This window comes from Nocardioides panacisoli (assembly GCF_019448235.1).
GTDB classification, from domain to species: domain Bacteria; phylum Actinomycetota; class Actinomycetes; order Propionibacteriales; family Nocardioidaceae; genus Nocardioides; species Nocardioides panacisoli_A.
The window spans coordinates 1,251,315-1,273,880 of the sequence record NZ_CP080409.1 but is presented as its reverse complement, the minus strand read 5'-3'; the positions used below and the strand labels follow the sequence as shown (position 1 = coordinate 1,273,880).

The window sequence follows — 22,566 nt, the reverse complement described above, 5'->3', positions numbered from 1 at the left end:
TGGCAGGATGGTGCCCGTGAGTGACGCACCGCCGTACGAGCCCGACACCAAGGACTGGACCTGGGTGCTGGACCGCCCCTGCCCCGACTGTGGCTTCGATGCCGCCGCCGTAGCGGTGGCGGACCTGGGCGAGGAGGTGCGTGCCAACGCCGCGGCCTGGCCGGAGGTGCTCGGCCGCCCGGGCGCCACGACGCGCCCGGAGCCGACGACGTGGTCGCCCACCGAGTACGCCTGCCACGTGCGCGACGTCCACGGCGTCTTCGCCGGCCGGGTCGCGCAGGTCCTGGCCGAGGACGGTGCCCGCTTCGACAACTGGGACCAGGACGAGGCGGCCGTCGTGGACCGCTACGACCTGCAGTCGCCCGAGGCGGTGCTGCCGTCGTTGGCCGCGGCCGCCGAGCGGGTCGCCGCGGCGTACGACGCCGTGCCCGCCACGGCGTGGGAACGCACGGGGCTGCGCAGCAACGGCAGCCACTTCACGCTCGCCGGGCTGGGCCGCTACCACCTGCACGACGTCGTGCACCACCTGTGGGACGTGGGCTGATGCGACACTCGGAGTTCTGGGACCGGCTGGAGCACCACCTGGGCGACGGGTACGCCGGCGTGTGGGCCGAGCAGTTCGTCATCGGCGACCTCGGGCACCGCACCGTCAAGGAAGCACTCGCGGCCGGCATGACGCCCAAGCAGGTGTGGGCGGCCGTCTGGCCCGCCCTGGAGCTGCCGGCGACCGAGCGATGACCGCCGTCGCGCCCACGGGCGCGGTCGAGCGGGCACGCGTGCACCGACGCACCGTCCGGGTGCTCGTGCTGACCCAGGCCGTCGGCGCCCTCGGCATCACGATCGGCATCGCCACCGCCTCACTGCTCGCCCGTGAGCTCTCCGGCTCCGAGACCCTCTCGGGCCTCGCCCAGACCGCGCAGGTGCTCGGTGCGGCGGTGATCTCGTTCCTCCTGGCGCCGCTGATGCAGGCCCGCGGCCGGCGTGCGGGGCTGGTGACCGGCTACCTCGTGGGCGGCGCCGGTGGGGCGCTGATGGTGCTCGCGGGTGTCGTCGGCTCGATGGTGCTGCTGCTCGTCGGTGCCGTCATGCTCGGCGCCGGCACGTCGGCCAACAGCGCCGCCCGCTACGCCGCGACCGACCTCGCCACCGACGCGACCCGCGGCCGCTCGCTCTCGCTGGTGGTCTGGGCGACCACGATCGGGGCGGTGCTCGGCCCCAACCTGACCGGGCCGGCGGGCTCCTTCGCCCGAGCCGTCGACATCCCGGCCCTGACCGGCCCGTTCGCGTTCGGGGCGATGGGCATGCTGCTGGCCGCGCTGGTGGTCGGCACCCTGCTGCGTCCGGACCCGTTGCGGCTCGCGCAGGCCGCGGAGCGCGACGCCGGCGCCGTCGCGGTGGTGACGGGCACGGTGCTGGGCCGCGCCGTCGCGGCGGTGCGGCAGCGCCCCGTCCTGGGGTACGCCGTCGCCGGGCTCGCGCTCGCGCACGCCTCGATGGTCGGGGTGATGGTGATGACACCGCTGCACATGGAGCACGGCGGCTCGCGGCTCGAGGTGATCGGGCTGGTCATCAGCGTCCACGTCCTGGGCATGTTCGCCTTCTCACCCCTCGTCGGGCTCCTCGTCGACCGGGTGGGTGGTGCCCCGGTCCTCGGTGCCGGGGGAGTGGTTCTCGTGGTGTCCCTGGTCCTGTGCGCCGCCGCCCCGGAGGGCACGTCGTGGCAGGTCTCCACCGGACTCTTCCTGCTCGGCCTGGGCTGGTCGCTGGCGATGGTGTCGTCCTCCACGATGGTCGCCGCACACGCGCCGGCCGAGGCCCGCACCGACGTCCAGGGCGCCTCCGACCTGGCGATGGGGCTGTCCGCGGCGGGTGCCGGGGCCGTGGCCGGGGTGGTGGTCGGCGTGGCCGACTACCCGACGCTGTCACTGGTGACGCTGGCCCTCGCTGCGGGCGTGGTGGGCTGCGGGTGGCGCGCGTACGTGGTCCGTGACGCGACACGCCGCCGCACCTGATCGCCTTCGAACAGGTGTTCGTCTAGATTGGGGCACGTCGCAACGGCACCGACCTCCTCCACAGGCAACGGCCGACGGTTCGTCCACAGGTCAGCGCCTGCCGGACCGAACGGTGCGGCTGGTGTCGGAGGTCGCGGCTAGCGTCCACCGCGAGAGATCGAGAACAACCCACAGACTCCACGAGAAGGAGACCCCCATGGCTGGTGATGAGCGGCAGAAGGCCCTCGACACCGCACTGCTCAACATCGAGAAGCAGTACGGCAAGGGCTCGGTGATGCGGTTGGGCGACGAGTCGCGCGCACCGCTGGAAGTGATCCCGACCGGGTCGATCGCCCTCGACGTCGCGCTCGGCCTGGGCGGCTTGCCCCGCGGCCGCGTGGTCGAGATCTACGGTCCCGAGTCCAGCGGTAAGACCACGGTGGCGCTGCACGCGGCCGCGAGTGCCCAGGCAAGTGGCGGCATCGTGGCCTTCATCGACGCCGAGCACGCCCTGGACCCGGAGTACGCGAAGGCACTGGGGGTGGACACGGATTCCCTGTTGGTCTCCCAGCCCGACTCCGGTGAGCAGGCGCTGGAGATCGCCGACATGCTGATCCGCTCCGGTGCCCTGGACCTGATCGTGATCGACTCCGTCGCGGCGCTGGTGCCCCGTGCCGAGATCGAGGGCGAGATGGGCGACAGCCACGTCGGCCTCCAGGCCCGCCTGATGAGCCAGGCACTGCGCAAGATGGCCAGCGGACTCAACGCCTCGGGCACGACGGCGATCTTCATCAACCAGCTGCGCGAGAAGATCGGCGTGATGTTCGGGTCCCCCGAGACCACCACCGGTGGTCGGGCGCTGAAGTTCTACTCCTCGGTGCGCCTGGACGTGCGTCGCATCGAGACCCTCAAGGACGGCTCCGACATGGTCGGCAACCGCACCCGGGTCAAGGTCGTCAAGAACAAGGTCGCGCCGCCGTTCAAGCAGGCCGAGTTCGACATCATGTACGGCCGCGGCATCAGCCGCGAGGGTGGCCTGATCGACGTCGGTGTCGAGGCGGGCCTGGTCCGCAAGGCCGGCGCTTGGTACACCTACGAGGGCGACCAGCTCGGCCAGGGCAAGGAGAACGCCCGCCAGTTCCTGGCCGACAACCCCGACCTGGCCAACGAGCTGGAGAAGCGGATCCTGGAGCACCTCGGCGTGGGGCCGCAGGTGGACGCCAAGGACGACCTCTCCGACGAGCCGATCGGTGTCGACAGCTTCTGAGCCGTCCTGGGACGGTGACGTCCGCGTCGGTGTCCGGGCGTGGGTCGGCGACCGAGCCGAACCCACGCCGGAGGCCGAGGTGCCACCCGAGCAGGACCCCGAACCCGACCAGGAGCAGGTCGCCCGCAAGATCCTGCTCGACCAGCTGACCGGGCAGGCACGCAGCCGCTCCGAGCTGGCCGAGCGGCTGCAGCGCCGCAACGTGCCGGACACGGTGGCGAGGCGACTCCTGGACCGGTTCGAGGAGGTCGGCCTCGTCGACGACGAGGCCTTCGCCCGGATGTGGGTGGAGAGCCGGCAACGCTCGCGAGGACTGGCCCGCCGTGCCCTGGCCCAGGAGCTGCGGCGCAAGGGCATCGCCGACGACACCGCACGCCACGTGCTCGACGACGTCGATCCCGATGACGAGGAGGAGGCGGCGCGACGCCTGGTGCGCAGGAAGCTGGGCTCCGTGCGCCACGTCGACGACGTCAAGGCCACCCGGCGGCTTGCGGGCATGCTGGCCCGCAAGGGTTACGGTCCCGGCGTTGCCTTCGGGGTGGTCCGCGAGGAGCTGGCCGCGGCCGGCCGGGACGGCGACGTCGACGAGCCACCCACCGAGTGATGGGATGGGCGCCATGACCCATCCGTTGCGGCTGGCCCCCGGGCCGGTGGACCTGTCGGCGTTGTCGACCGAGGAGACCCCCGACTTCGACGGCGGCAAGTCCGAGGGCAAGGAGGAGCTCGCCGAGCTCGGCCCGGAGCTCGCCGACCTGCAGGAGAAGCTCTTCGCCGAGGGCCGTTCGGGTGGCCGGCGCAGCGTGCTGCTGGTGCTGCAGGGGATGGACACCTCCGGCAAGGGCGGCACGGTGCGCCACACGATGGGCCTGGTCGACCCGCAGGGCGTCAGCATCACTGCGTTCGGACCGCCCACGGCCGAGGAGCTCGAGCACGACTTCCTGTGGCGCATCGAGCAGCAGTTGCCCGAGCCGGGACGCATCGGCGTCTTCGACCGCTCCCACTACGAGGACGTGCTGATCGGTCGCGTTCGCGCCCTGGCCGGGCCCGAGGAGATCGAACGCCGCTACGAGGCGATCAACGACTTCGAGGCGCGGGTGGCGGCGTCGGGCACGACGATCGTGAAGTGCCTCTTGCACATCTCGGCGGCGGAGCAGAAGGAGCGTCTCGCCAAGCGGCTCGACCGGCCCGACAAGCACTGGAAGTTCCAGCCCGGGGACATCGACGACCGGAGCCTCTGGCCGGCGTTCCAGGAGGCCTACGAGATCGCGCTGGAGCGCACCAACACCGAGGCCGCCCCGTGGTACGTCGTCCCGGCCGACCGCAAGTGGTACCGCAACCTGGCCGTGGCACGGCTCCTGGTCGACACGCTGCGGGAGATGGACCTCGCCTGGCCGGAGGCCGACTTCGACGTCGCCGAGCAGCAGCGGCGGCTGCGCGACGCGGACCCACTCGGGTGAGCCGGTGCTGACCACCACGGCCGTACGCCGTTACGTGACCCCGCTGCGGGAGGGTGGCTCGCTGCCCGGGCTGGTCGAGGCCGAGGACCTCGGCACCTACGTCTGCAAGTTCCGTGGTGCCGGACAGGGCGCACGCGTGCTGGTGGCGGAGGTCATCGTGGCCGGCATCGCCACCAGGCTCGGGCTGCGCACGCCACGGCTCGCGGTGCTCGACCTCGACCCGGAGATCGCCCGGTTCGAGGCCGACGAGGAGGTGCAGGACCTGCTCAACGCCAGCGCCGGGCCCAACCTCGGCATCGACTTCCTGCCCGGCGCGTTCGGCTTCGACGGCGATCCTGGGGCCACCGCGGGCACCCCGGACGTCGGTGCCACGGTGCTGTGGCTCGACGCGTTCTGTGCCAACGTCGACCGCTCGTGGCGCAACCCCAACCTGCTGCGCTGGCACGGCGAGGTGTGGGTCATCGACCACGGTGCCGCGCTCTACTTCCACCACGCGTGGTCCGGCGGCGTCGGCAGCCCCGATCGTTTCGCCGCCCAGGAGTGGCGCATCGACGACCACGTCTTCGCCGACCGGGTCGAGGCGCTGCCGCGGATCGATGCGGAGGCGCGTGGTCGGCTCGACCGGGCCGTCTTCGAGGAGGTCCTGGCCGAGGTGCCCGATGCCTGGCTCGAGCCGGTTCCCGGGGCGGAGGACCCTGCCGCGTTGCGGGCGGCGTACGTCGCGTTCCTGCTGGCACGGCTCGACAGCACGGCCTGGCTGCCGGGGGTGGCGGCATGAGCCACGCCTACGAGTACGTCGTGCTCCGGTGCGTCCCGCGGGTGGATCGCGAGGAGTTCGTCAACGTCGCCGTGGTGCTGCACTGCCAGGCGGCCGACTTCCTCGACGTGGTGTGGCAGTGCGACGCCGCCCGGCTCCGTGCGCTCGACCCGGACGTCGACGTCGAGTCCGTGTGCGATGCGCTGGACTTCGTCGACGGCGTGTGCGCTGGCGACGCCCGTGGCGGCGCTGCGGCGGCGCGTCCGCGCACCCAGCGCTTCGGCTTCCTCAAGGCGCCGCGCAGCACGGTGGTCCAGCCGGGCCCGGTCCACGGCGGACTCACCGCGGACCCGGACGCCGAGCTGGAACGCCTGGCCGACCGCCTGGTGCGGTGAGGGCCTAGACCGGGACGAGTTCGACGGCGCCCACCGCGTAGCGCGCCAGGACCGCACGGGCGATCTCGGGATGCGCCCCCAACGGCTCCGACACCGCGACGGCGCCGGCCTCGAGGGCGAGCTCACGGGCCCGGTCGTCCAGTGGACCGGGCGCGAGGAAGAGCGAGGCGACCGCGATGTGGCGCCGGCCCTCGGCACGGAAGGCGCGCACCGCCTCGCCGGTCGCGGGCGGCGCCGAGGAGGCGTACGCCGCGGTCACGGGCAGCCTGTGGTGGGCGCCCCACACCCGGGCCAGCCGGGCGACGGCCTGGTTGGCGAGCGGGTCGGTGGAGCCCGCCGCGGCGAGCACCAGGGCGTCCAGCTCACGCACCCGGGCGTCCTTCAACGCCGCGCGCATGCGCTCGTCGAGCACCTCGAGGAACCGCGGCTCGAGACCGAGCACGTCGGTGGTGTGGATCCGCAGGCTGCCGTGTCGTGCCTGGGCACGCTCGAGCTCGTCCGTCACGCGGTCGCCGGACTCCTCGAACTGGGTCAGCAGGAGCGGGACGACCACGATCTCCTCGTGTCCCGCTGCCACCACGCGGTCCACCACGTCCTGGAAGGCCGGCCGGGAGTGGTCGAGGAACGCCCGCTCGATGCGGAGGTCGCGCCGCTGGGCCTTGACCTCCTTGACCAGGGCGGTGACGGTCTTCGAGGTCCGGGTGTCGCGACTGCCGTGCGCCAAGCAGATGAGTGCAGGAGCGGCCATCAGTGCGATCTCCTCTCGGTGGTGGTGGGAGCAGTGGGGAGCTGGTCGTGACGGCTCACGAGTGGATCCCGCACTCGGTCTTGTTGGTGCCGGCCCAACGCCCGCTGCGCGGATCCTCGCCCGGAGCGACCCTGCGGGTGCAGGGAGCGCAGCCGATCGACGGATAGCCGTCGTAGGTCAGCGGGTTGACCAGGACACCGTTGTCCCGGATGTAGTCGTCGACCTGCTGGTCGGTCCAGCGGGCCAGGGGAGAGACCTTGACCTTGGCCTTCTTCGCGTCCCAGCCGACGACGGGTGCGATCACGCGGTTGTGCGTCTCGGCGCGGCGCAGCCCGGTCGCCCAGGCGTCGTACCCGGCGAGCGCGTCACGCAGCGGCGCCACCTTGCGCAGCGCGCAGCACAGGTCCGGATCGCGGCGGAAGAGGTCCTTGCCGTACTCCGCGTCCTGCTCGGCCACGCTCTGCTCGGGCGTGACGTTGACCAGGTTGACGTCCATGGTCGCCTCGACCGCGTCGCGGGTGCCGATGGTCTCGGCGAAGTGGTAGCCGGTGTCGAGGAAGACGACGTCGATCCCGGGCACCACCTTCGATGCGAGGTCGGCCAGCACGGCGTCGGCCATGGAGGACGTCACGCAGAAGCGGTCGCCGAACGTGGCGGCCGCCCACTCGATGATCACCTCGGCCGGCGCCAGCTCGAGCTCGGCGCCCCAGTGGGACACCAGCTCGCGCAGCTCCTCGGGGGAGCGGCCGCCGGGGTGACTGCCGCGGTTGTTGCGGGCTGCCTCGGTCGCGGGCGCAGTCATGCGATGCTCCCGGCCGCGCTCACGACGAGGCTCCCTGGAGCTGCTTGTCGCCGCGCAGCAGGTCTTCCTCCGCACGGGCGACCCAGTCCACGAACGACTCGCTGCCGTCGTTGCGGTCGGCGAGGTAGTTGCCGACCACGGCGCTGACGTAGTCGTCCAGTCCGGCGCTGGTGACCTTGTGGGCGCGCAGCTTGCGGCCGAAGTTGGCCTGCAGGCCGGTCGCGCCGCCCAGGTGGACCTGGAAGCCCTCGACCTGGTTGCCGTCCTCGTCCATCACCAGCTGGCCCTTGAGGCCGATGTCGGCGACCTGCGTGCGGGCGCAGGCGTTGGGGCAGCCGTTGACGTTGACGGTGATCGGCTGGTCCAGGTCGGGGAATCGCCGCTCGAGCTCGGCGATCAGGTCACGCGAGCGGTCCTTGGTGTCGACGATGGCGAGCTTGCAGAACTCGATGCCCGTGCAGGCCATCGTGTTGCGTCGCCAGTTCGACGGCCGTGCCGAGAGACCGATGGCGTCCAGCTTCTCCACCAGCGCCTCGACGTGCTCGTTCTCGACGCCGATCAGCACGATCTTCTGGTACGGCGTGAGTCGGGCGCCCGCGACGCCGTACTCGGCCATCAGGTCGCCCAGGTCGGCCAGCATCGTGCCCGAGACGCGGCCCACGGTCGGTGCGACGCCGATGTAGGACTTGCCGTCGTGCTGCGGGTGGACGCCGATGTGGTCGCGGTGGCCGACGGGGGACTGCGGCGACTCGAGGGTCACCATCTCCTTGCCGAGGTACTCCTTCTCCAGCACCTCGCGGAACTTCTCGCCGCCCCAGTCCTTGACCAGGAACTTCAGCCGGGCGCGGGAGCGCAGTCGGCGGTAGCCGTAGTCGCGGAAGATCGAGGTGACGCCCTCCCAGACGTCGGGGACGTCCTCCAGGGGCACCCACACGCCGAGCTTGGTGGTCAGCTGCGGGTTCGTCGACAGGCCGCCGCCGACCCAGACGTCGAAGCCGGGCCCGTGCTCGGGGTGCATGCTGCCGACGAAGGAGACGTCATTCGTCTCCGGCGACACGTCGTGGCCCGGGTGGCCGGTGAGCGCGGTCTTGTACTTGCGCGGCAGGTTGGAGAACTCGGGGTTGCCGATGTAGCGCCGCTTGATCTCCTCCAGCGCGCTGGTGCCGTCGATGATCTCCTCGGTGGAGACGCCGGCGACGGGGGAACCGAGGAAGGGACGGGGCGAGTCGCCGCAAGCCTCCATCGAGGTGAGGCCGACGTCCTCGAGGCGCTGCCAGATCTCGGGCACGTCCTCGATGCGGATCCAGTGGTACTGGATGTTCTCCCGGTCGGTGACGTCGGCGGTGTCGCGGGCGAAGTCCCGGCCGATCGTGCCGAGCGCGCGGACGGCCTCGGGCGCGAGCAGCGCGCCGTCGGAGCGGACGCGCATCATGAAGTAGCGGTCGTCGAGCTCGTGCTCCTCCAGGGCGCCGGTCTTGCCGCCGTCGATACCGGGCTTGCGCTGGGTGTAGAGGCCCATCCAGCGGAAGCGGCCGCCCAGGTCGGCGGGGTCGATGGAGTCGAAGCCGCGCTTGGAGTAGATGTAGAGGATGCGGTCCCGCACGTTGAGCGGGTCGTCGTTCTTCTTGCCCTCTTCGTTCTTGTTCAGCGGCTCGCGGTAGCCGAACGCCCACTGTCCCTCGGCACGGCGGGGACGCGGCACGTCGGTGTGCTGGGGCGGCTGGGATTCGTAGCGCAGGTCGACCATGGGGTGATGTGTCCTTCGGTGGCTGGCGCCGGCGGCGCCGGTGATCGGGTCGGCAGGGGAGAGGTCAGCCGAGCCGACACATCATGCTGCGGGTGCGCCCGAGATCGACGTGGCGGCGTACCACGAGGTGCGCGTGAGTCGCAGCAGTGACCATGTCAAGAAGTCTCACGGTGCGGACGCGGCTGCCACAAGGCGAGTTCTCATGATGCGGACCCGAGTGTCAGTATGTGGAACACGTGGGGCGTCGTCCCGCGGGGAAGGCGCCGGGGTTGCGACACACGTCACACGGTCGGGCGGGCGCTCCGCGGAGTCGACGGCCCGCTCGTCGCCGCTGCCGCCTAGTGTGTCCTCCATGAGCGACAGTTCCTCCGCCAACCTGGTCAGCAGCGCCTACTCCCAGGCCCTCGAGGTGATCGGACAGGTCGAGCCGCGGGTCGCGGAGGCGACCCGGAAGGAGCTCGCCGACCAGCGCAGCTCGCTGAAGCTGATCGCGAGCGAGAACTACGCCTCGCCGGCGGTGCTGATGACGATGGGCACCTGGTTCAGCGACAAGTACGCCGAGGGCACCATCGGCCACCGTTTCTACGCCGGCTGCCAGAACGTCGACACCGTCGAGGCGCTCGCCGCCGAGCACGCCCGCGAGCTGTTCGGCGCGCCGTACGCCTATGTGCAGCCGCACTCGGGCATCGACGCCAACCTGGTGGCCTTCTGGTCCATCCTTGCCCACCGGGTCGAGGCGCCCACCCTGGAGAAGCTCGGCGCCAAGAACGTCGCCCAGCTCTCCGAGCAGGACTGGGAGGACCTGCGCCGGGAGCTGGGCAACCAGCGGCTGCTGGGCATGTCGCTGGACGCCGGTGGCCACCTCACCCACGGCTTCCGGCCCAACATCAGCGGCAAGATGTTCCACCAGCAGCAGTACGGCACCGACCCCGAGACCGGGCTGCTGGACTACGACGCGGTGCGCGCCAAGGCGCGCGAGTTCAAGCCGCTGGTGCTGATCGCGGGCTACTCGGCCTACCCGCGCCGAGTGAACTTCGCCAAGATGCGCGAGATCGCCGACGAGGTCGGCGCCACGCTGATGGTCGACATGGCCCACTTCGCCGGCCTGGTCGCGGGCAAGGTGTTCACCGGCGACGAGGACCCGGTGCCCCACGCCCACATCGTCACCACCACCACGCACAAGTCCCTGCGCGGCCCCCGCGGCGGCCTGGTCCTCGCCCAGGAGGAGTTCGCGCCCTCGGTGGACAAGGGCTGCCCCATGGTGCTCGGCGGCCCGCTCTCGCACGTCATGGCCGCCAAGGCCGTGGCGCTGGCCGAGGCGCGCACGCAGGAGTTCCGCGACTACGCGCAGCGCATCGCCGACAACGCCCAGTCGCTGGCCGAGGGCTTCCGTTCCCGCGGGGCCAACCTGGTCACCGGCGGCACGGACAACCACCTCGTGCTGCTCGACGTCTCCTCCTTCGGCCTCACCGGTCGGCAGGCCGAGTCGGCGCTGCTCGAGGCCGGGGTGGTCACCAACCGCAACTCGGTGCCGCGCGACCCCAACGGCGCCTGGTACACCTCCGGCATCCGCCTGGGCACCCCCGCGCTCACCACGCGCGGCTTCGGCCACGACGAGTTCGACGCCGTCGCGGACCTGATCGTCCACGTGCTCGAGCACACCCAGCCCGGCACCACCAAGGCCGGCGACACCTCCAAGGCGTCCTTCGTGCTCGGTGACGGCGTCGCGGACAAGGTGCGCGGCGCCTCGGCGGAGATGCTGGACAAGCACCCGCTCTACCCGGGCCTGGAGCTGTCCTGACGAGGCGGCGTACGACGTCCTGACGCGCCGCGATCTCGGTGCGGGCCCTCCCGCGACCGGGGTCGGTTGCTCGCTACCGTGGAGGCCATGACCGCTGAGGAGCTGGGCGCAGCACGCACTGCTGCGTCCGGGTCCTCGCTCCGCCGCTCCCTGCACGTGTCGTGGCGGATCGTGGTCACGACCGTCGGGTCCTGCCTGAAGTACCGCGTCACCGGCCTGGCCGCGGAGGCCGCCTTCTTCGCCGTGCTGTCGGTGCCGCCCCTGGTCTTCGCGCTCGCGGGCGCCGTCGGCTACGTCTCCGACCGCTTCACCGCGGCCCAGGTGGACCAGATCACCTCCTCGGTGGTCGACCTGTTCTCCACCTTCCTCACCGACTCCGCGGTCAACCGGGTGATCCAGCCGACGATGGCGGAGGTGCTCGACGGCGGTCGCTTCGACGTGATCTCGCTCGGCTTCGTGCTGGCACTGTGGTCGGGTTCGCGTGCCCTCAACGTCTTCGTCGACACCATCACGATCATGCACGGGCTCGGCGGTCACCGAGGGATCGTCAAGACGCGGGCCCTGTCGTTCTCGCTCTACATCATGGCGATGGTCACCGGGGGAGTGACGATCCCGCTGGTCGTGGCCGGTCCGACGATCGTGCGCGGGATCCTGCCCGAACGGGCGCTGTTCCTGATGAACTTCTACTGGCCCGTCGTCGTCGTGCTGTGCATCTGCTTCCTCGCCACGCTCTACCACGTGTCGGTGCCGGTCCGGACCAAGTGGCGCTTCAACCTGCCCGGGGCCACGTTCGCACTCCTCGCATGGATCGTCGGCTCGGGCCTGCTGCGGTGGATCCTCACCGTGACGGCGCAGGACTCACGGTCGATCTACGGCCCGTTGGCTGCTCCGATCGCGGTGCTGATCTGGCTCTACGTGGTCGCGATCGCGGTCCTGATCGGCGCCGCGGTCAACGCCGCCTGCGACACCGTCTTCCAGCCCGAGAGCACGACGACCGCCCGCCGCGAGCTCATGGCGCGGCTGCGATCTCGCGTCGCTGAGGCGAGGGAGCGCTGGTGAGACGACCTGATCCTCTAGATTCGGGGCCGTGAGGATGCGAGGAGGCCAGGCGGAGGGCTCCGCCAACGTCGCGCTGCCCGAGCGTGATGCGTCACCGTGGCGACAGCTCGCGGTGCGCCTCGGCGCGGCCGCCGGCATCCTGGTCGGCGCCGCACTGCTGGTCTACTTCGACCGCAGCGCCTACACCGACACCAGCGACGGCTCGGTCTCGCTGGTCGACGCCTTCTACTACACGACCGTCACCCTGAGCACGACCGGCTACGGCGACATCGCGCCCATCGAGACCCACGCCCGGCTGATCAACGCCTTCATCATCACGCCGGCGCGGATCGCGTTCCTGGTCCTGCTGATCGGGACGACGCTCGAAGTCCTGGCCGCCCAGGGGCGCGAACAGTTCCGGATCGCCCGGTGGAGGAAGAACATGGCAAACCACGTGGTGGTCATCGGCTACGGCACCAAGGGCCGTAGCGCGGTGGAGACCCTGATCAACAACGGCCAGGAGCGCGAGCGGGTGGTCGTCGTGGACCCGAGCCAGGACGCGCTCGTCGACGCCCACGCCGACCAACTGGCCGTGATCACCGGTGACGCCACGCGTCGCGACGTCCTGCGTCGGGCCGGCGTCAGCTCCGCCGACCAGGTCATCATCACCACCGACCGCGACGACACCAACGTGCTCGCGACGCTGACGGTGCGCCAGATCAACCCCGACGTGTTCATCGTGGCCGCGGTGCGCGAGGACGAGAACGGCAAGCTGATGCGCCAGTCCGGTGCGAACTCGGTCATCACCTCCGCCGACGCGGTCGGCCGGCTGCTGGGCCTCTCCTCGGTCTCGCCGAGCCTGGGCGAGGTCATGGAGGACCTGCTCTCCTACGGGTCCGGCCTCGAGGTCGCCGAGCGCGAGCTGCTGGTCTCCGAGGTCGGCCAGCCGCCCCAGTCACTGTCGGACCAGGTGATCGCGATCGTGCGCGACGAGAAGGTCTACCGGTACTTCGACCCCGTCGTCGGCGTGCTCGCGCGCGGCGACCGACTGATCGTCGTACGCCCCGCCGAGGAGATGCCGTGGGCGCCGCGGCCGGGCACCCACAACGAGGACCTCGCGGCGGAGGACCGCGGCTGAGCGAGCCGTCGCCTGGTCCGTAGGGACCACCGTCACCCGACCGATCGGGCAGACCTGTGCGACATTGGTCGAATCAACGGCGGTGACTTGAGGATCGCCGGATGATTCTCGCCATGCACCCACTCGCGCCGCTCGCGCGTCTCCTCGTCCTCGGGCTCCTGCTCGGCCACCTCGCCGTCCTCGGGATCGGCACCGCACCCCACGCGGCCGCTGCCGACAAGGATTGCGGCGACTTCGACACCCAGGCCCAGGCCCAGCGGTTCTTCCTCAACAACAACCCCGGCGCCGACCCCCACCGCCTCGACGCCGACGGCGACCGGGTGGCCTGCGAGACCCTGCCCTGCCCGTGCAACAACAGCACCAAGCCCTCCGGCGGCACAAAGGGCACCACGACGCAGCCGAAGGCGAAGAAGACGCTGCGCCAGCGCGGCCGCGTCGTCCGCGTGATCGACGGCGACACCGTCGACGTGCGCCTGGGCAAGCGCGTCAAGCGGGTCCGGATGATCGGCATCAACACCCCCGAGCGTGGACGCTGCGGCTACGGCACGGCGACGCGCAAGCTGACGAGGTTCCTGCCGAAGGGGCAGCGGGTCCTGCTCGTGTCCGACCCGACGCAGGACTACAAGGACCGCTACGGCCGGCTGCTGCGCTACGTGAAGAAGGGCAACTCCGACGCCAACCGACGCCAGGTGAAGTCCGGGATGTCGAGGGTCTACGTCTACCGCAAGCCGTTCAAGAAGGTGTCGTCCTTCCGGTCGGCGCAGCGGATGGCCAAGAACCACAACCGCGGTCTCTGGCGCCAGTGCTGGTGAGCTGACGATCGCCCCGCCGGTCGGGGGACCTTCGTCCCTCGACCGTGGCCCGTCCGACGGGTGCCGTGGCGCCGCCCCACCGTCGAGGCTGGGGGCATGAACACCTCAACGATCCCCAGCGGCGCCGTCGTTGTCGCCTTCGACGGTTCCGACCACGCCGAGCGCGCCGCGCAGTGGGCCGCCACCGTGGCCGACCGCGAGCACCGGCCACTGGTCCTGGTGCACGCCGCCGAGCCGCCCCACCCGTCGTGGGTTGCCTTCCCGGCCGTGCCGCCGGGGGACCTCGCCGCACTCCAGGACTCGGCCCGCGAGGCCGGGACCGCGATGCTGGAGTCCGCTGCCGCCCGGATCCGGGAGGGCCACCCCGAGGTGGAGGTCGTGACCCACGTCGAGATCGGCGACGCGCGCGAGGTGCTTGTCGCACTCTCCGACGGTGCGCACCTGGTCGCGATCGGGTCCCGCGGTCACGGCGCGGTCCGTCGCCTGCTGCTGGGATCCGTCGCCGCGGCGGTGACGCGCCACGCCGCCTGCCCGGTCGCCGTCCTGCGCCCCCACGTCGAGGCGTCGTCGGGTGGCGGCGTACTCGTCGGCATCGATGCCGACGAGCCGGCCGGGGGGACGCTGGACCACGCCTTCCGGGCGGCCTCCTGGGTGCAGTCCCCGCTCACCATCCTGTACTGCTTCTGGGACCCCACCCGGGGCGAGGACGGCGACGCGCTCATCGCCGAGGACGACGCGGCGTACGCCGAGGAGCGGGCGTCGGTGAGCGAGTCGATGGCCGGGCTGCGCGAGAAGTACCCCGACGTCGAGGTGCACGTGCAGCTCGCGCGGGGACTCGTGGACCGGATCATGGTGGAACAAGCGCGCGGTCGCGACCTGCTCGTCGTCGGTGCCCGCTCCCACGGTGCCGTCGCCGAGGCGCTGCTCGGCTCGGTCGCGACCACGATGGTGGAGTACGCGCCGTGCCCGGTCGTCGTCGTGCCGCGCTCCGACGACGCCTGACGGGGGAGGAGCGTGTCAGCCGCCGGTCACCCCTCGGGGGCCTGGTCGTTCTCGGCCTGCAGCTGCTCGACGAACCAGCTGGCCACGGCGGCCGTCACCGAACCGACGAGCGCGATGCCGACCAGCATCAGCGCACCGGCGATGAACCGGCCCTCCGTGGTGACGGGGTAGTGGTCGCCGTAGCCCACGGTCGTCACGGTCACGCAGGCCCACCAGATCCCGTCGCCGACCTCGGTGAGGTTGGCGTCGGGGTGGCCGCGCTCGGCGTCGACGACGGCGAGCGCCGAGAGCCCGATCGTCATCACGGTGGCCCCGACGACGTACGTCGTCACGCGCCGGGCGAGGTTGCGGGTCGCCGACCGCCCGAGCAGGCGGGTCAGCGCGAGCAGCCGCAGCAGGCGTAGGGGCCGCAGCATCGGCAGCGCGATCATTGCGACGTCGTACCAGTGTGTCTTCGCGTAGTGGACGCGCTGCTCGGCCAACGCGAGGCGCACCGCGAAGTCGATCGCGAACGCCGCCCAGACCGTCCAGGACACCACCCACAACCACGTGCGGACGTCGCCGTCGAGGGTGGTGTCGAGGATCGGCCATGCGTAGGCCACCAGGAACGCCAGTGCGAGGAGCACGAGCGGGATCTCCGTGCGCCGCTCCCAGGATTCGACTCGGGTCATGCCTGGTCACGCTAGTGCCACGGTCCGCGCGATAGTGGGATCGAACATGTGTTCTACTGTGGTGTGGTGGCAGCAGGACGGATCAGGCACGTGTGGGCCCGCCCCGACGGGCCCACCGAGATGCCCGGCCTGCTCCTGGGCTGGCAGCGGCAGCGCGACGGCTCGTGGACGGCGCTGGTCACCTATGTGACCCCGCGCGAGCGCATCGTGACCGAGTGGCTCACTCTCGACCAGCTGCGACCCGCTGACACCGCGTCGTACGGCGGCTCCGCCTACGGGTGAACTCGGGCCGGGGCATGACCAAGGTCGTCTCCGACCCGTTGATGAGGCATGTCCTCGAACTCGAGTCCCGTCGACCGCGATGCTCCTGCCACTGGTGAGCAGGTGGTGGCCGTGGGCGCCATCGCCGTCAGCGTCGTGCTGGGTGCGGGTGCGTCCGTCCTACTGGCCGGCGGCGGGAGCGGCTTCTTGGTGGGCGTTCTCGGCGTCTGCGTGCTGGCGGTGGCAGCTGCCATCCGCGTGCCGGTGCGCAACGCCACCGAGGAGCAACTCGGTCGTGCGGCGGCGGCGACGTTCTGGGTGTTGCTCACCGTCGGGTTGTACGCCGTCCTTGCTGCGCATGGGCTCGCGCCGGTCGCGCCGTGGTCCGCGCTCGCCTGACGGGGCCAGCAGCGGCAGCGACGTCCTACCGGTCGCCGTCGTCGAACAGTTGGCCCGCGAGGGCAGCAATGGCCGGCCACCAGGGCGATGCCAGCAGTGCGACCGCGAGGACTGTCAACGCTCCGGCCCACATGCCGGCGATCACCAGGAACGAGGCGAACGCATCACTGACCGTGATCCTCGGCCGATCCTCGCGCTCCGCGCGTTGCCGGTCGCGGATCCTGGCCGCCCAGGCCTCGAAGTCGGGTTCCTCCCGGTGCATCGATACCACCCCCAGGGTCGTCCCGGACCACGCTAGGTGCGGTGCGTGCAGACGGCACGCCCCAAACTGGGGACCGGAACGACACGCTCACGGGCAATACATCACCGCAGACCTGGTCGGCGACTGGCACTACTGGATGGGGGGCGGCACGCTGACCGCCCGCGCGCCCAGTGGGCCCGACCTGAGGTTCCACGACCTGCGGCACACCGGGGCGGTACTCGCCGCCTCCACCGGAGCGACACTGGCCGAGCTCATGTCGAGGCTCGGACACTCCACGGCCGGCGCGGCCCTTCGGTACCAGCACGCCGCGCAAGATCGCGACAAGGCGATCGCGGAAGCGCTGTCTGCACTGGCGGGGGAGTGGGCGCCCACGGTCAACTGGATGTGTGCCGAGGTCAGTCCAACTCGGTGAGCAAAGCCGCCAGTTGGTTGTCGACGATGTCCCTGACAAGTTCCGGGTTGACCCGGAAGTACTCGTGGACAACGACGTTGCGCAGGCCCGCGATCGAGGTCCAAGGGATGCTCGCGCGCTCGTGTTTGAAGTCATCGGGCAGAGCCTTGACCGCCTCGCCGATCACCGCGAGGTTGCGGAGCATGGCGTCGTAGGCCATCGGTCCCAACTCCGCCGAATCGAGATGGTCGCGGTATGCGATGCATCTCGAGATCGCACCGCGGATGTCTGCCAACCGCTGCGCTTCCGAGCGACTCACACAGCCACCGCGTCCTTGAGCGCGGTTGCAGAGACCTCATCGCGCAGGAGCGGCGCGGCCACGACATCGACCCGGACCCCAAGAAGCTCACTCAGCTCCTCCGCAAGCCCCGCCACGCGGAGTAGCTCATTGCCTGCCCCTGGCGTCAGGTCGACGAGAAGATCGAGGTCGCTGCCCTCTTCGGCGTCACCGCGCGCCACCGATCCGAACAACCGCGGGTTCGCCGCACTGAACCTTTCCAGCGTCCCAGTCAGCTCACTGCGCTGCTGTTCGAGCGCAGCGCGGAGCCTCAATGCGTGGTCCGTTGGCTCGCTCATGTCACAAGCGTAGCGATATGTGCAGTTGAGTGGAGCGTGCATGAGCCCGATCGCTACGGGGGCGAGGAGGGAACCCTGGCCGGGAGTTGGCGCGTCTACGGTATGAGGACCTCGAGCGAAACGGGCTGGGATGGACAGGAACGCCGAGTTCAGCGCGTACGTCGCGGCCAGGTGGTCGCGGCTCGTTCGGGCTGCTGTCCTACTCGGCTGCTCACAAGTGGAGGCCGAGGACGTGGTGCAGACGGCGCTGATGCGCTGCCTGATTCACTGGAGCAAGGTCCAACGGGCGGAGGACCGTGACGCGTACGTGCACCGCATCGTCGTCAACACCTTCACTTCGTCACGACGACGACGGTGGACACGCGAAAAAGCGACCGCGGACATGCCGGAGGCGTCTACCCCCGATCAGACCTCGAGCATCGACACCGCCGACGCTGTGCTGCGCAGTCTCGATCGGCTCAGCGGCGACCAGCGAACTGCGGTGGTGCTGCGCTACTACGCCCACCTGAGTGAGCATCAGATGGCCGTCGTCCTCGGCGTGGCTCCTGGAACCGTCAAGAGCCGCCTGTCACGAGCGTTGCAGGTCCTCGCCGACGACTCCGACCTGGCCGAACTGCGAGGGACGCCATGACGAACGACCAGCGACTCACCGAACTGCTCGAGCACACCGCCGGTCAGGTCTATGTTCGACCACCACCCGTGGAATCCATGGTCGGTGCCGCCGATCGGGTCCGCCGCCGGCGACGCGCCGGCACCGCAGTCGTGACATCGATACTGGTCATCCTGCTCGGAGGTGTCGCGTTTGCGATCCACGACGCGAACGCCCCCCGAACTCCGGTCGCAGGCGAGGACCACGACTTGGCCAACCCGGATACCGACACGGCGACCGTGTTCCGAGCAGAGTTCAGCTCGATGACCGGGGCCGAGACGCGGGCAGGGGAGTGCCCGACGCTGACCGGGTTCCGACCCGAGGCCGTACCAATTCCCAGCACCGGTGACCGAGCGCGTCATGCTGTCCAAGCCCTCGTAGCCGACCAGAGCCCCGGTCGACCCGCGATTCGCGCATTCTCGCGACCAGACGGGTCCTACAGGGTTCGTTCGGTCGTTCACGACGGCTCGGTGATCAACGTCGACCTCGACAAGGACCCCTGGGACCCGTACCCGACCATCGACATGGCCTGCCCTCCTGACGGGGCGGTGGCGATGCAGCAGATCGTCCGCACCGCTCAAGAGGCTCTCGACTCCGAGGACGCGGTACTGCTCACCGTCAACGGGACCCCCGCACGCGGCATCTGGCTGCACCGGTTGAAAGGTCCCGTCGCTGCCTGGGCAGACACCACCACAGGAACCGACGCGCTGAACGGCAGCTGGGACGTCGTCGCACTCGTCGGCAAGTCGGGCAAGTCGGTGCTGCCGGCGGAGCTGCAGGGCGAGGTGTCCTTGACCTTGGACAATGGCAACCTCGTCGGTGACACCGGCTGCAACTCGCTACGTGGCACCTATGACCGCCGCTCCAACAACAATGGGGCGGGGCAGCGGCTCAGCATCGAGGACCTGGCGGCCACCACTGCCGATTGCGACGTGGAGGCACCATTGCTCGAGCGCCTCAAAGCAGTGCGCTACACCACCGCCGTGGGCGGGGACCGCTACCTCCACTCCGCGACGTGGATGATTGTCGCGCGACTCCAGCGTCGATGATGCTGGCTCGCTTGCGAGCGCGCGCGGCGGGCGACACCTGACAGCACGAACGACCGTCTCCCGTTGCAGCGCAACGAGAGGAGGCCGCGACGTGGCGTCACAGAGGATGGCTGCCGCTGTCGTCGTCCCATACTTCCTCGCCGACCGTCTCCTGTCGCGGATGGGCAATGCCGAGCAGGTCGGCGGCTGAGGCATCGTCACCGTCGTCGGAAGCCCGCTTCAGTATCTGCTCAGCCTTCTGGCGGGGACAGTCCCAGGGGATGACCGCCAGGCGGAGACGGTCCCCCGATTGCAGTCGGACCACCATCAGATGCGTGTCGTCGCTCGGGAACGAACCAATCTTCACGGTCCCGCGGCTGACGCGTACTCGGCGAAGACCGCCAGGACCCGTCCAGTCCGGGCGTGAGTACAACAAGCGGGACACTCGGCCGGTGTCAGGCGGAAAACCATCAACGAGGTCGGCCGATTCGCTCTCCAGGTCCGCGGACTGTGGCCACCAGGCCCCGTCGACCAGGGACGATCGCCCCGATGATTTGAGAGCCAGTCTCAGGGGGATGCGAGGGTGGCCTGCGCTGCTGCTCGAGATGTTCGGGGACGTCTGCACGACGCCTGCCCTTCCTTGCCATCCGGGGCATTCGACGAATGCAGCCCTACGGCGCGATTGATCTACATCCTACTCCCGGCATTCGATTCGGCGGCAATCGCGAACCGTCCGGGCCGGCTTGCGCGTGGTGCTCAAGGAGACGGTGGGAGGTTAGTCAGAGAATGGTCCCCGGGTGCGACACGCCGCAGCGGGCCATATGCGTGCGACGATCAAGCCTGGGGGTGGCCCGGGGAGAACTGATCAGCTCTCCGGGCTGTCGCGGAGGCTGTTCGGCGAATGACTCATGCTCGGTGCGCAAGGAAAGCCACCCACCTCTGGGGGGTGCGAGGCGAGTGGCTTCCAAGGATTGACATTAGGCACGAGAGGACGAGGTGTCACGGGCCGCGTGTGGCCGTCCTCTCCAGCGTGTCCGCTGCCTTGAGCAGCGCCGCAGCCAGCTCCGGCGTCCGAGTGGTCGTCAGTCGCGGCCGTCGTACTCAACGGTGGCCTCTTCGTCTGGGGCGGGCATGCCGTCCGGCGTCATAACGGCCATGACGTACACGAGCTCAGCCGGGTCGCTGGCGTGGATGACGAAGCCCTCCTGGTTCCCCAGATCGGCGATGTGCTCATCCTTGTACACCGTGCACCACTCCGGGCAGACGATCTCCGGGCGAGTCGTGGTGGCAACGACGTAGGGCGCGCGCTCATCGCTGAGCCTGCCGCATCGGCGTGGCACTCTCGCGGCCAAGCTCGAACGCTTGACGGATGTGGCGGTTCTGTTCCACGAGATAGTGGCGCGCTGTTGCTGCCGCCGCGGCAACAGCGACAGCGACCTGGCCGAAGGGGTCAATGCCGAGCACCCAGCCGAGGGGCATCACGGTCGCAACCGTGACCCACAGGGAACAGGCCACAAGCCAGCCTGCACTCACTCCGCGGTCGATCATCGCTGGATCGCCTCCAGCCACTCGGCTGCCCGCTGCGCGTCTTCGGCAAGAGCGCGAACGCCCACGAGCGTAGGAGAGAGCTGCGCCGCATCCATCCAGGTCGTGACCTCACCCGTGACGGCGTCGGTTGCCCCAAAGCAGCCGAGTTGGCCAAAGCGGGGACCGATGTGGCTGCGTTCTAGCGTTGGGCCGGCCTCGCCGTCGGCGGCTTCCCAGTCGCCGTGATCGCGGTTCACCTCGCTGGTATCGACGCACCAGGCCGGACATTCGAGGTGCAGGGGAGTGTCGGTTGCTGTAGTCATGCCGGCGAGGCTGCCCTGGGCCCTCCGACTGAACTTCTTGGGTCATGCCGAGTCCTCTCAATCGGGTGAGAGGGGCGGACCATCGGACACGTGGCCGACACGCAGCCAAACAGAACCGCCCCTGATTCCTGCGTTTCCGCAGGTCAGGGGCGGTTTCCTAACTGTGGGCGATACTGGGTTTGAAATCTACCGAGACGGTTCGGGCGATACTGGACATTGCTGGACAAATGTGTCCTGACCTGCGTAAACGCTATTTTGTATCGCTCGTCCACCTAGACGCACATGGACAGATTCTGACACTCTAGTTGCACGTTGTTGCACGGAATCGGAGGTCAGGAAGTGGCGAGCAGGCGCGGCTTCGGAGCGATCCGCAAGCTCCCCAGCAAGCGGTTCCAAGCCAGCTACACCGGTCCTGACATGGTGCGCCACAAGGCCCCACGGACCTTCCAGGCACGGGAGGACGCGGAGGCATGGCTGGCCGCCCGGCGCGCAGAGATCAACGGCGATGAGTGGAGTCCACCGACCAAGCAGAAGCCGATCACGTTCGGGGAGCACGCGGAACGTTGGTTGACCAACAGGCCGTTGAAGCCGCGGAGCCGATACCACTACCGGGGGATCCTCGACCGTCACATCCTGCCCACGTTCGCCGGTGTGCCGTTGAAGCACATCACCGCAGACCTGGTCGACGACTGGCACTACCGGATGGGGGACGGCACGCCGACCGCCCGAGCGCATGCCTACGGACTGCTGCGGACGATCCTCGGAGACGCGGTGCAACGTCGGTTGATCGAGTACAACCCGTGCCACATCCGGGGCGCGGGCAACACCAAGCGCGTGAAGCAGATCGAGCCCGCCTCCCTCGAGGAGTTGGCAACGCTCACCGAGGCGATGCCGCAGCGGTACCGACTCATGGTTCTGCTGGCAGCTTGGTGCGGCCTCCGGTTCGGGGAGCTTTCTGAGCTGCGCCGCAAGGACCTGGATCTGGCCAACGGCGTGGTGAGGGTCCGCCGCGCCGTCGTCCGCGTGAAGGGTGAGTTCATCGTCGGAACCCCGAAGTCCGACGCCGGAACACGCGACGTGGCGATCCCACCGCACCTACTGCCTGTCGCGAAGGAACACCTGGCAAGCGACATCACCGGTGGCCGTGACGGGCTCCTGTTCCCTGCGGCCGGCGACCCGGGCAAGCATCTGGCCCCAGCGACCCTCTACCGCGTGTTCTACAAGGCCCGCGACGCCGCCGGTAGGCCCGACTTGAGGTTCCACGACCTCCGGCACACCGGCGCGGTACTCGCCGCGTCCACCGGAGCGACACTGGCCGAGCTCATGTCGAGGCTCGGACACTCCACGGCCGGCGCGGCGCTCCGATATCAGCATGCCGCGCAAGATCGCGACAAGGCGATCGCGGAAGCGCTGTCTGCATTGGCGGGGGAGTAGGCGCCCACCGTCAAGTGGATGTGTGCCGAG

At 70.0% G+C, this 22,566-nt stretch carries 29 protein-coding genes; 18 read left to right on the top strand and 11 right to left on the bottom strand.

Features of this window, described 5'->3' with window-relative positions; genetic code table 11:
- Positions 1-16 precede the first annotated feature (16 nt).
- The 8 genes from KUV85_RS06290 (at position 17) to KUV85_RS06255 (ending at position 5,867) form a co-directional block, all read left to right on the top strand.
- Positions 17-544, top strand: coding sequence for a DinB family protein (locus KUV85_RS06290; RefSeq protein WP_219962355.1), 528 nt, complete (start codon positions 17-19; stop codon positions 542-544).
- On the top strand, positions 544-738 hold the full coding sequence (locus KUV85_RS06285; protein ID WP_219962354.1) for a DUF3046 domain-containing protein: 195 nt from the start codon (positions 544-546) through the stop codon (positions 736-738). The genes KUV85_RS06290 and KUV85_RS06285 overlap by 1 nt, the downstream gene beginning before the upstream one ends.
- Positions 735-2,012: an MFS transporter gene (locus KUV85_RS06280; protein WP_219962353.1), complete on the top strand. Its 1,278-nt coding sequence runs from the start codon at positions 735-737 to the stop codon at positions 2,010-2,012. Before KUV85_RS06285 ends, KUV85_RS06280 begins: the two co-directional genes overlap by 4 nt.
- A 196-nt stretch (positions 2,013-2,208) precedes the next feature.
- The gene (gene recA, locus KUV85_RS06275; RefSeq protein WP_219962352.1) at positions 2,209-3,258 is read left to right on the top strand and encodes a recombinase RecA; all 1,050 of its coding nucleotides are present in this window, start codon (positions 2,209-2,211) and stop codon (positions 3,256-3,258) included.
- Positions 3,242-3,862, top strand: a complete 621-nt coding sequence (locus KUV85_RS06270; RefSeq protein WP_219962351.1) for a regulatory protein RecX — start codon at positions 3,242-3,244, stop codon at positions 3,860-3,862. Before recA ends, KUV85_RS06270 begins: the two co-directional genes overlap by 17 nt.
- Before the next feature lie 13 nt (positions 3,863-3,875).
- Entirely contained in the window at positions 3,876-4,715 is an 840-nt protein-coding gene (locus KUV85_RS06265; RefSeq protein ID WP_219962350.1) for a polyphosphate kinase 2 family protein, read from the top strand.
- Between the two features lie 4 nt (positions 4,716-4,719).
- Positions 4,720-5,493 (top strand): HipA family kinase, encoded by a 774-nt coding sequence (locus KUV85_RS06260; protein ID WP_219962349.1) that lies wholly within the window; start codon positions 4,720-4,722, stop codon positions 5,491-5,493.
- Complete coding sequence (locus tag KUV85_RS06255) at positions 5,490-5,867, top strand: DUF3037 domain-containing protein (protein ID WP_219962348.1); 378 nt, start codon at positions 5,490-5,492, stop codon at positions 5,865-5,867. The genes KUV85_RS06260 and KUV85_RS06255 overlap by 4 nt, the downstream gene beginning before the upstream one ends.
- 4 nt (positions 5,868-5,871) lie before the next feature.
- Here KUV85_RS06255 and KUV85_RS06250 read toward each other — a convergent pair whose 3' ends face one another.
- Genes KUV85_RS06250 through KUV85_RS06240 form a run of 3 tightly spaced genes read right to left on the bottom strand, consistent with a single transcriptional unit; the run spans position 5,872 to position 9,164 of the window.
- Positions 5,872-6,615 carry a sirohydrochlorin chelatase gene (locus KUV85_RS06250; protein ID WP_219962347.1) on the bottom strand — a complete coding sequence of 248 codons (744 nt, stop codon included), beginning with the start codon at positions 6,613-6,615 and terminating at the stop codon, positions 5,872-5,874.
- A gap of 55 nt (positions 6,616-6,670) precedes the next feature.
- Positions 6,671-7,417 (bottom strand): phosphoadenylyl-sulfate reductase, encoded by a 747-nt coding sequence (locus KUV85_RS06245; RefSeq protein WP_219962346.1) that lies wholly within the window; start codon positions 7,415-7,417, stop codon positions 6,671-6,673.
- A gap of 19 nt (positions 7,418-7,436) precedes the next feature.
- Positions 7,437-9,164 carry a nitrite/sulfite reductase gene (locus KUV85_RS06240; protein ID WP_219962345.1) on the bottom strand — a complete coding sequence of 576 codons (1,728 nt, stop codon included), beginning with the start codon at positions 9,162-9,164 and terminating at the stop codon, positions 7,437-7,439.
- Between the two features lie 352 nt (positions 9,165-9,516).
- On the opposite strand from KUV85_RS06240, the gene KUV85_RS06235 reads away from it, so the two are divergent.
- The 5 genes from KUV85_RS06235 to KUV85_RS06215 all read left to right on the top strand — a co-directional run bounded on the left by KUV85_RS06235 (position 9,517) and on the right by KUV85_RS06215 (position 14,955).
- The gene (locus tag KUV85_RS06235) at positions 9,517-10,965 is read left to right on the top strand and encodes a glycine hydroxymethyltransferase (RefSeq protein ID WP_219962344.1); all 1,449 of its coding nucleotides are present in this window, start codon (positions 9,517-9,519) and stop codon (positions 10,963-10,965) included.
- Positions 10,966-11,052: 87 nt separating this feature from the next.
- Positions 11,053-12,024: a YihY/virulence factor BrkB family protein gene (locus tag KUV85_RS06230; RefSeq protein ID WP_219962343.1), complete on the top strand. Its 972-nt coding sequence runs from the start codon at positions 11,053-11,055 to the stop codon at positions 12,022-12,024.
- A gap of 34 nt (positions 12,025-12,058) precedes the next feature.
- Positions 12,059-13,141: a potassium channel family protein gene (locus tag KUV85_RS06225; RefSeq protein ID WP_237690260.1), complete on the top strand. Its 1,083-nt coding sequence runs from the start codon at positions 12,059-12,061 to the stop codon at positions 13,139-13,141.
- A 101-nt stretch (positions 13,142-13,242) separates the two neighbouring features.
- Positions 13,243-13,953 (top strand): thermonuclease family protein, encoded by a 711-nt coding sequence (locus KUV85_RS06220; RefSeq protein ID WP_219962341.1) that lies wholly within the window; start codon positions 13,243-13,245, stop codon positions 13,951-13,953.
- 96 nt (positions 13,954-14,049) lie between these two features.
- On the top strand, positions 14,050-14,955 hold the full coding sequence (locus KUV85_RS06215) for a universal stress protein (RefSeq protein WP_219962340.1): 906 nt from the start codon (positions 14,050-14,052) through the stop codon (positions 14,953-14,955).
- A 26-nt stretch (positions 14,956-14,981) separates the two neighbouring features.
- Here KUV85_RS06215 and KUV85_RS06210 read toward each other — a convergent pair whose 3' ends face one another.
- Positions 14,982-15,626: a potassium channel family protein gene (locus KUV85_RS06210; RefSeq protein ID WP_219962339.1), complete on the bottom strand. Its 645-nt coding sequence runs from the start codon at positions 15,624-15,626 to the stop codon at positions 14,982-14,984.
- Positions 15,627-15,692: 66 nt separating this feature from the next.
- On the opposite strand from KUV85_RS06210, the gene KUV85_RS06205 reads away from it, so the two are divergent.
- Positions 15,693-15,908 (top strand): hypothetical protein, encoded by a 216-nt coding sequence (locus KUV85_RS06205; protein WP_219962338.1) that lies wholly within the window; start codon positions 15,693-15,695, stop codon positions 15,906-15,908.
- A 111-nt stretch (positions 15,909-16,019) separates the two neighbouring features.
- Positions 16,020-16,286, top strand: a complete 267-nt coding sequence (locus KUV85_RS06200; protein WP_219962337.1) for a hypothetical protein — start codon at positions 16,020-16,022, stop codon at positions 16,284-16,286.
- A 25-nt stretch (positions 16,287-16,311) separates the two neighbouring features.
- On the opposite strand, the gene KUV85_RS06195 is transcribed toward KUV85_RS06200, so the two are convergent.
- The 3 genes from KUV85_RS06195 to KUV85_RS06185 all read right to left on the bottom strand — a co-directional run bounded on the left by KUV85_RS06195 (position 16,312) and on the right by KUV85_RS06185 (position 17,575).
- The gene (locus tag KUV85_RS06195) at positions 16,312-16,548 is read right to left on the bottom strand and encodes a hypothetical protein (RefSeq protein ID WP_219962336.1); all 237 of its coding nucleotides are present in this window, start codon (positions 16,546-16,548) and stop codon (positions 16,312-16,314) included.
- 395 nt (positions 16,549-16,943) lie between these two features.
- Positions 16,944-17,258 (bottom strand): DUF86 domain-containing protein, encoded by a 315-nt coding sequence (locus KUV85_RS06190; RefSeq protein WP_425299387.1) that lies wholly within the window; start codon positions 17,256-17,258, stop codon positions 16,944-16,946.
- On the bottom strand, positions 17,255-17,575 hold the full coding sequence (locus tag KUV85_RS06185) for a nucleotidyltransferase family protein (RefSeq protein ID WP_219962334.1): 321 nt from the start codon (positions 17,573-17,575) through the stop codon (positions 17,255-17,257). The genes KUV85_RS06190 and KUV85_RS06185 overlap by 4 nt, the downstream gene beginning before the upstream one ends.
- Positions 17,576-17,705: 130 nt before the next feature.
- Between KUV85_RS06185 and KUV85_RS06180 the strand changes: the two genes are divergently transcribed.
- Positions 17,706-18,206: a SigE family RNA polymerase sigma factor gene (locus KUV85_RS06180; protein WP_219962333.1), complete on the top strand. Its 501-nt coding sequence runs from the start codon at positions 17,706-17,708 to the stop codon at positions 18,204-18,206.
- Complete coding sequence (locus KUV85_RS06175) at positions 18,203-19,273, top strand: META domain-containing protein (RefSeq protein WP_219962332.1); 1,071 nt, start codon at positions 18,203-18,205, stop codon at positions 19,271-19,273. The genes KUV85_RS06180 and KUV85_RS06175 overlap by 4 nt, the downstream gene beginning before the upstream one ends.
- 97 nt (positions 19,274-19,370) lie before the next feature.
- Here KUV85_RS06175 and KUV85_RS06170 read toward each other — a convergent pair whose 3' ends face one another.
- The 4 genes from KUV85_RS06170 to KUV85_RS06155 form a co-directional block, all read right to left on the bottom strand.
- On the bottom strand, positions 19,371-19,877 hold the full coding sequence (locus KUV85_RS06170) for a DUF5994 family protein (protein WP_219962331.1): 507 nt from the start codon (positions 19,875-19,877) through the stop codon (positions 19,371-19,373).
- A gap of 457 nt (positions 19,878-20,334) precedes the next feature.
- Positions 20,335-20,496, bottom strand: a complete 162-nt coding sequence (locus KUV85_RS06165; RefSeq protein WP_219962330.1) for a hypothetical protein — start codon at positions 20,494-20,496, stop codon at positions 20,335-20,337.
- Between the two features lie 64 nt (positions 20,497-20,560).
- Positions 20,561-20,800, bottom strand: a complete 240-nt coding sequence (locus KUV85_RS06160) for a hypothetical protein (RefSeq protein WP_219962329.1) — start codon at positions 20,798-20,800, stop codon at positions 20,561-20,563.
- Positions 20,797-21,102, bottom strand: coding sequence for a hypothetical protein (locus KUV85_RS06155; protein ID WP_219962328.1), 306 nt, complete (start codon positions 21,100-21,102; stop codon positions 20,797-20,799). The genes KUV85_RS06160 and KUV85_RS06155 overlap by 4 nt, the downstream gene beginning before the upstream one ends.
- Positions 21,103-21,441: 339 nt before the next feature.
- On the opposite strand from KUV85_RS06155, the gene KUV85_RS06150 reads away from it, so the two are divergent.
- A complete protein-coding gene (locus KUV85_RS06150) occupies positions 21,442-22,536 on the top strand; it encodes a tyrosine-type recombinase/integrase (protein ID WP_219962327.1) in 1,095 nt (364 codons plus the stop codon).
- The last annotated feature ends 30 nt before the right edge of the window (positions 22,537-22,566 follow it).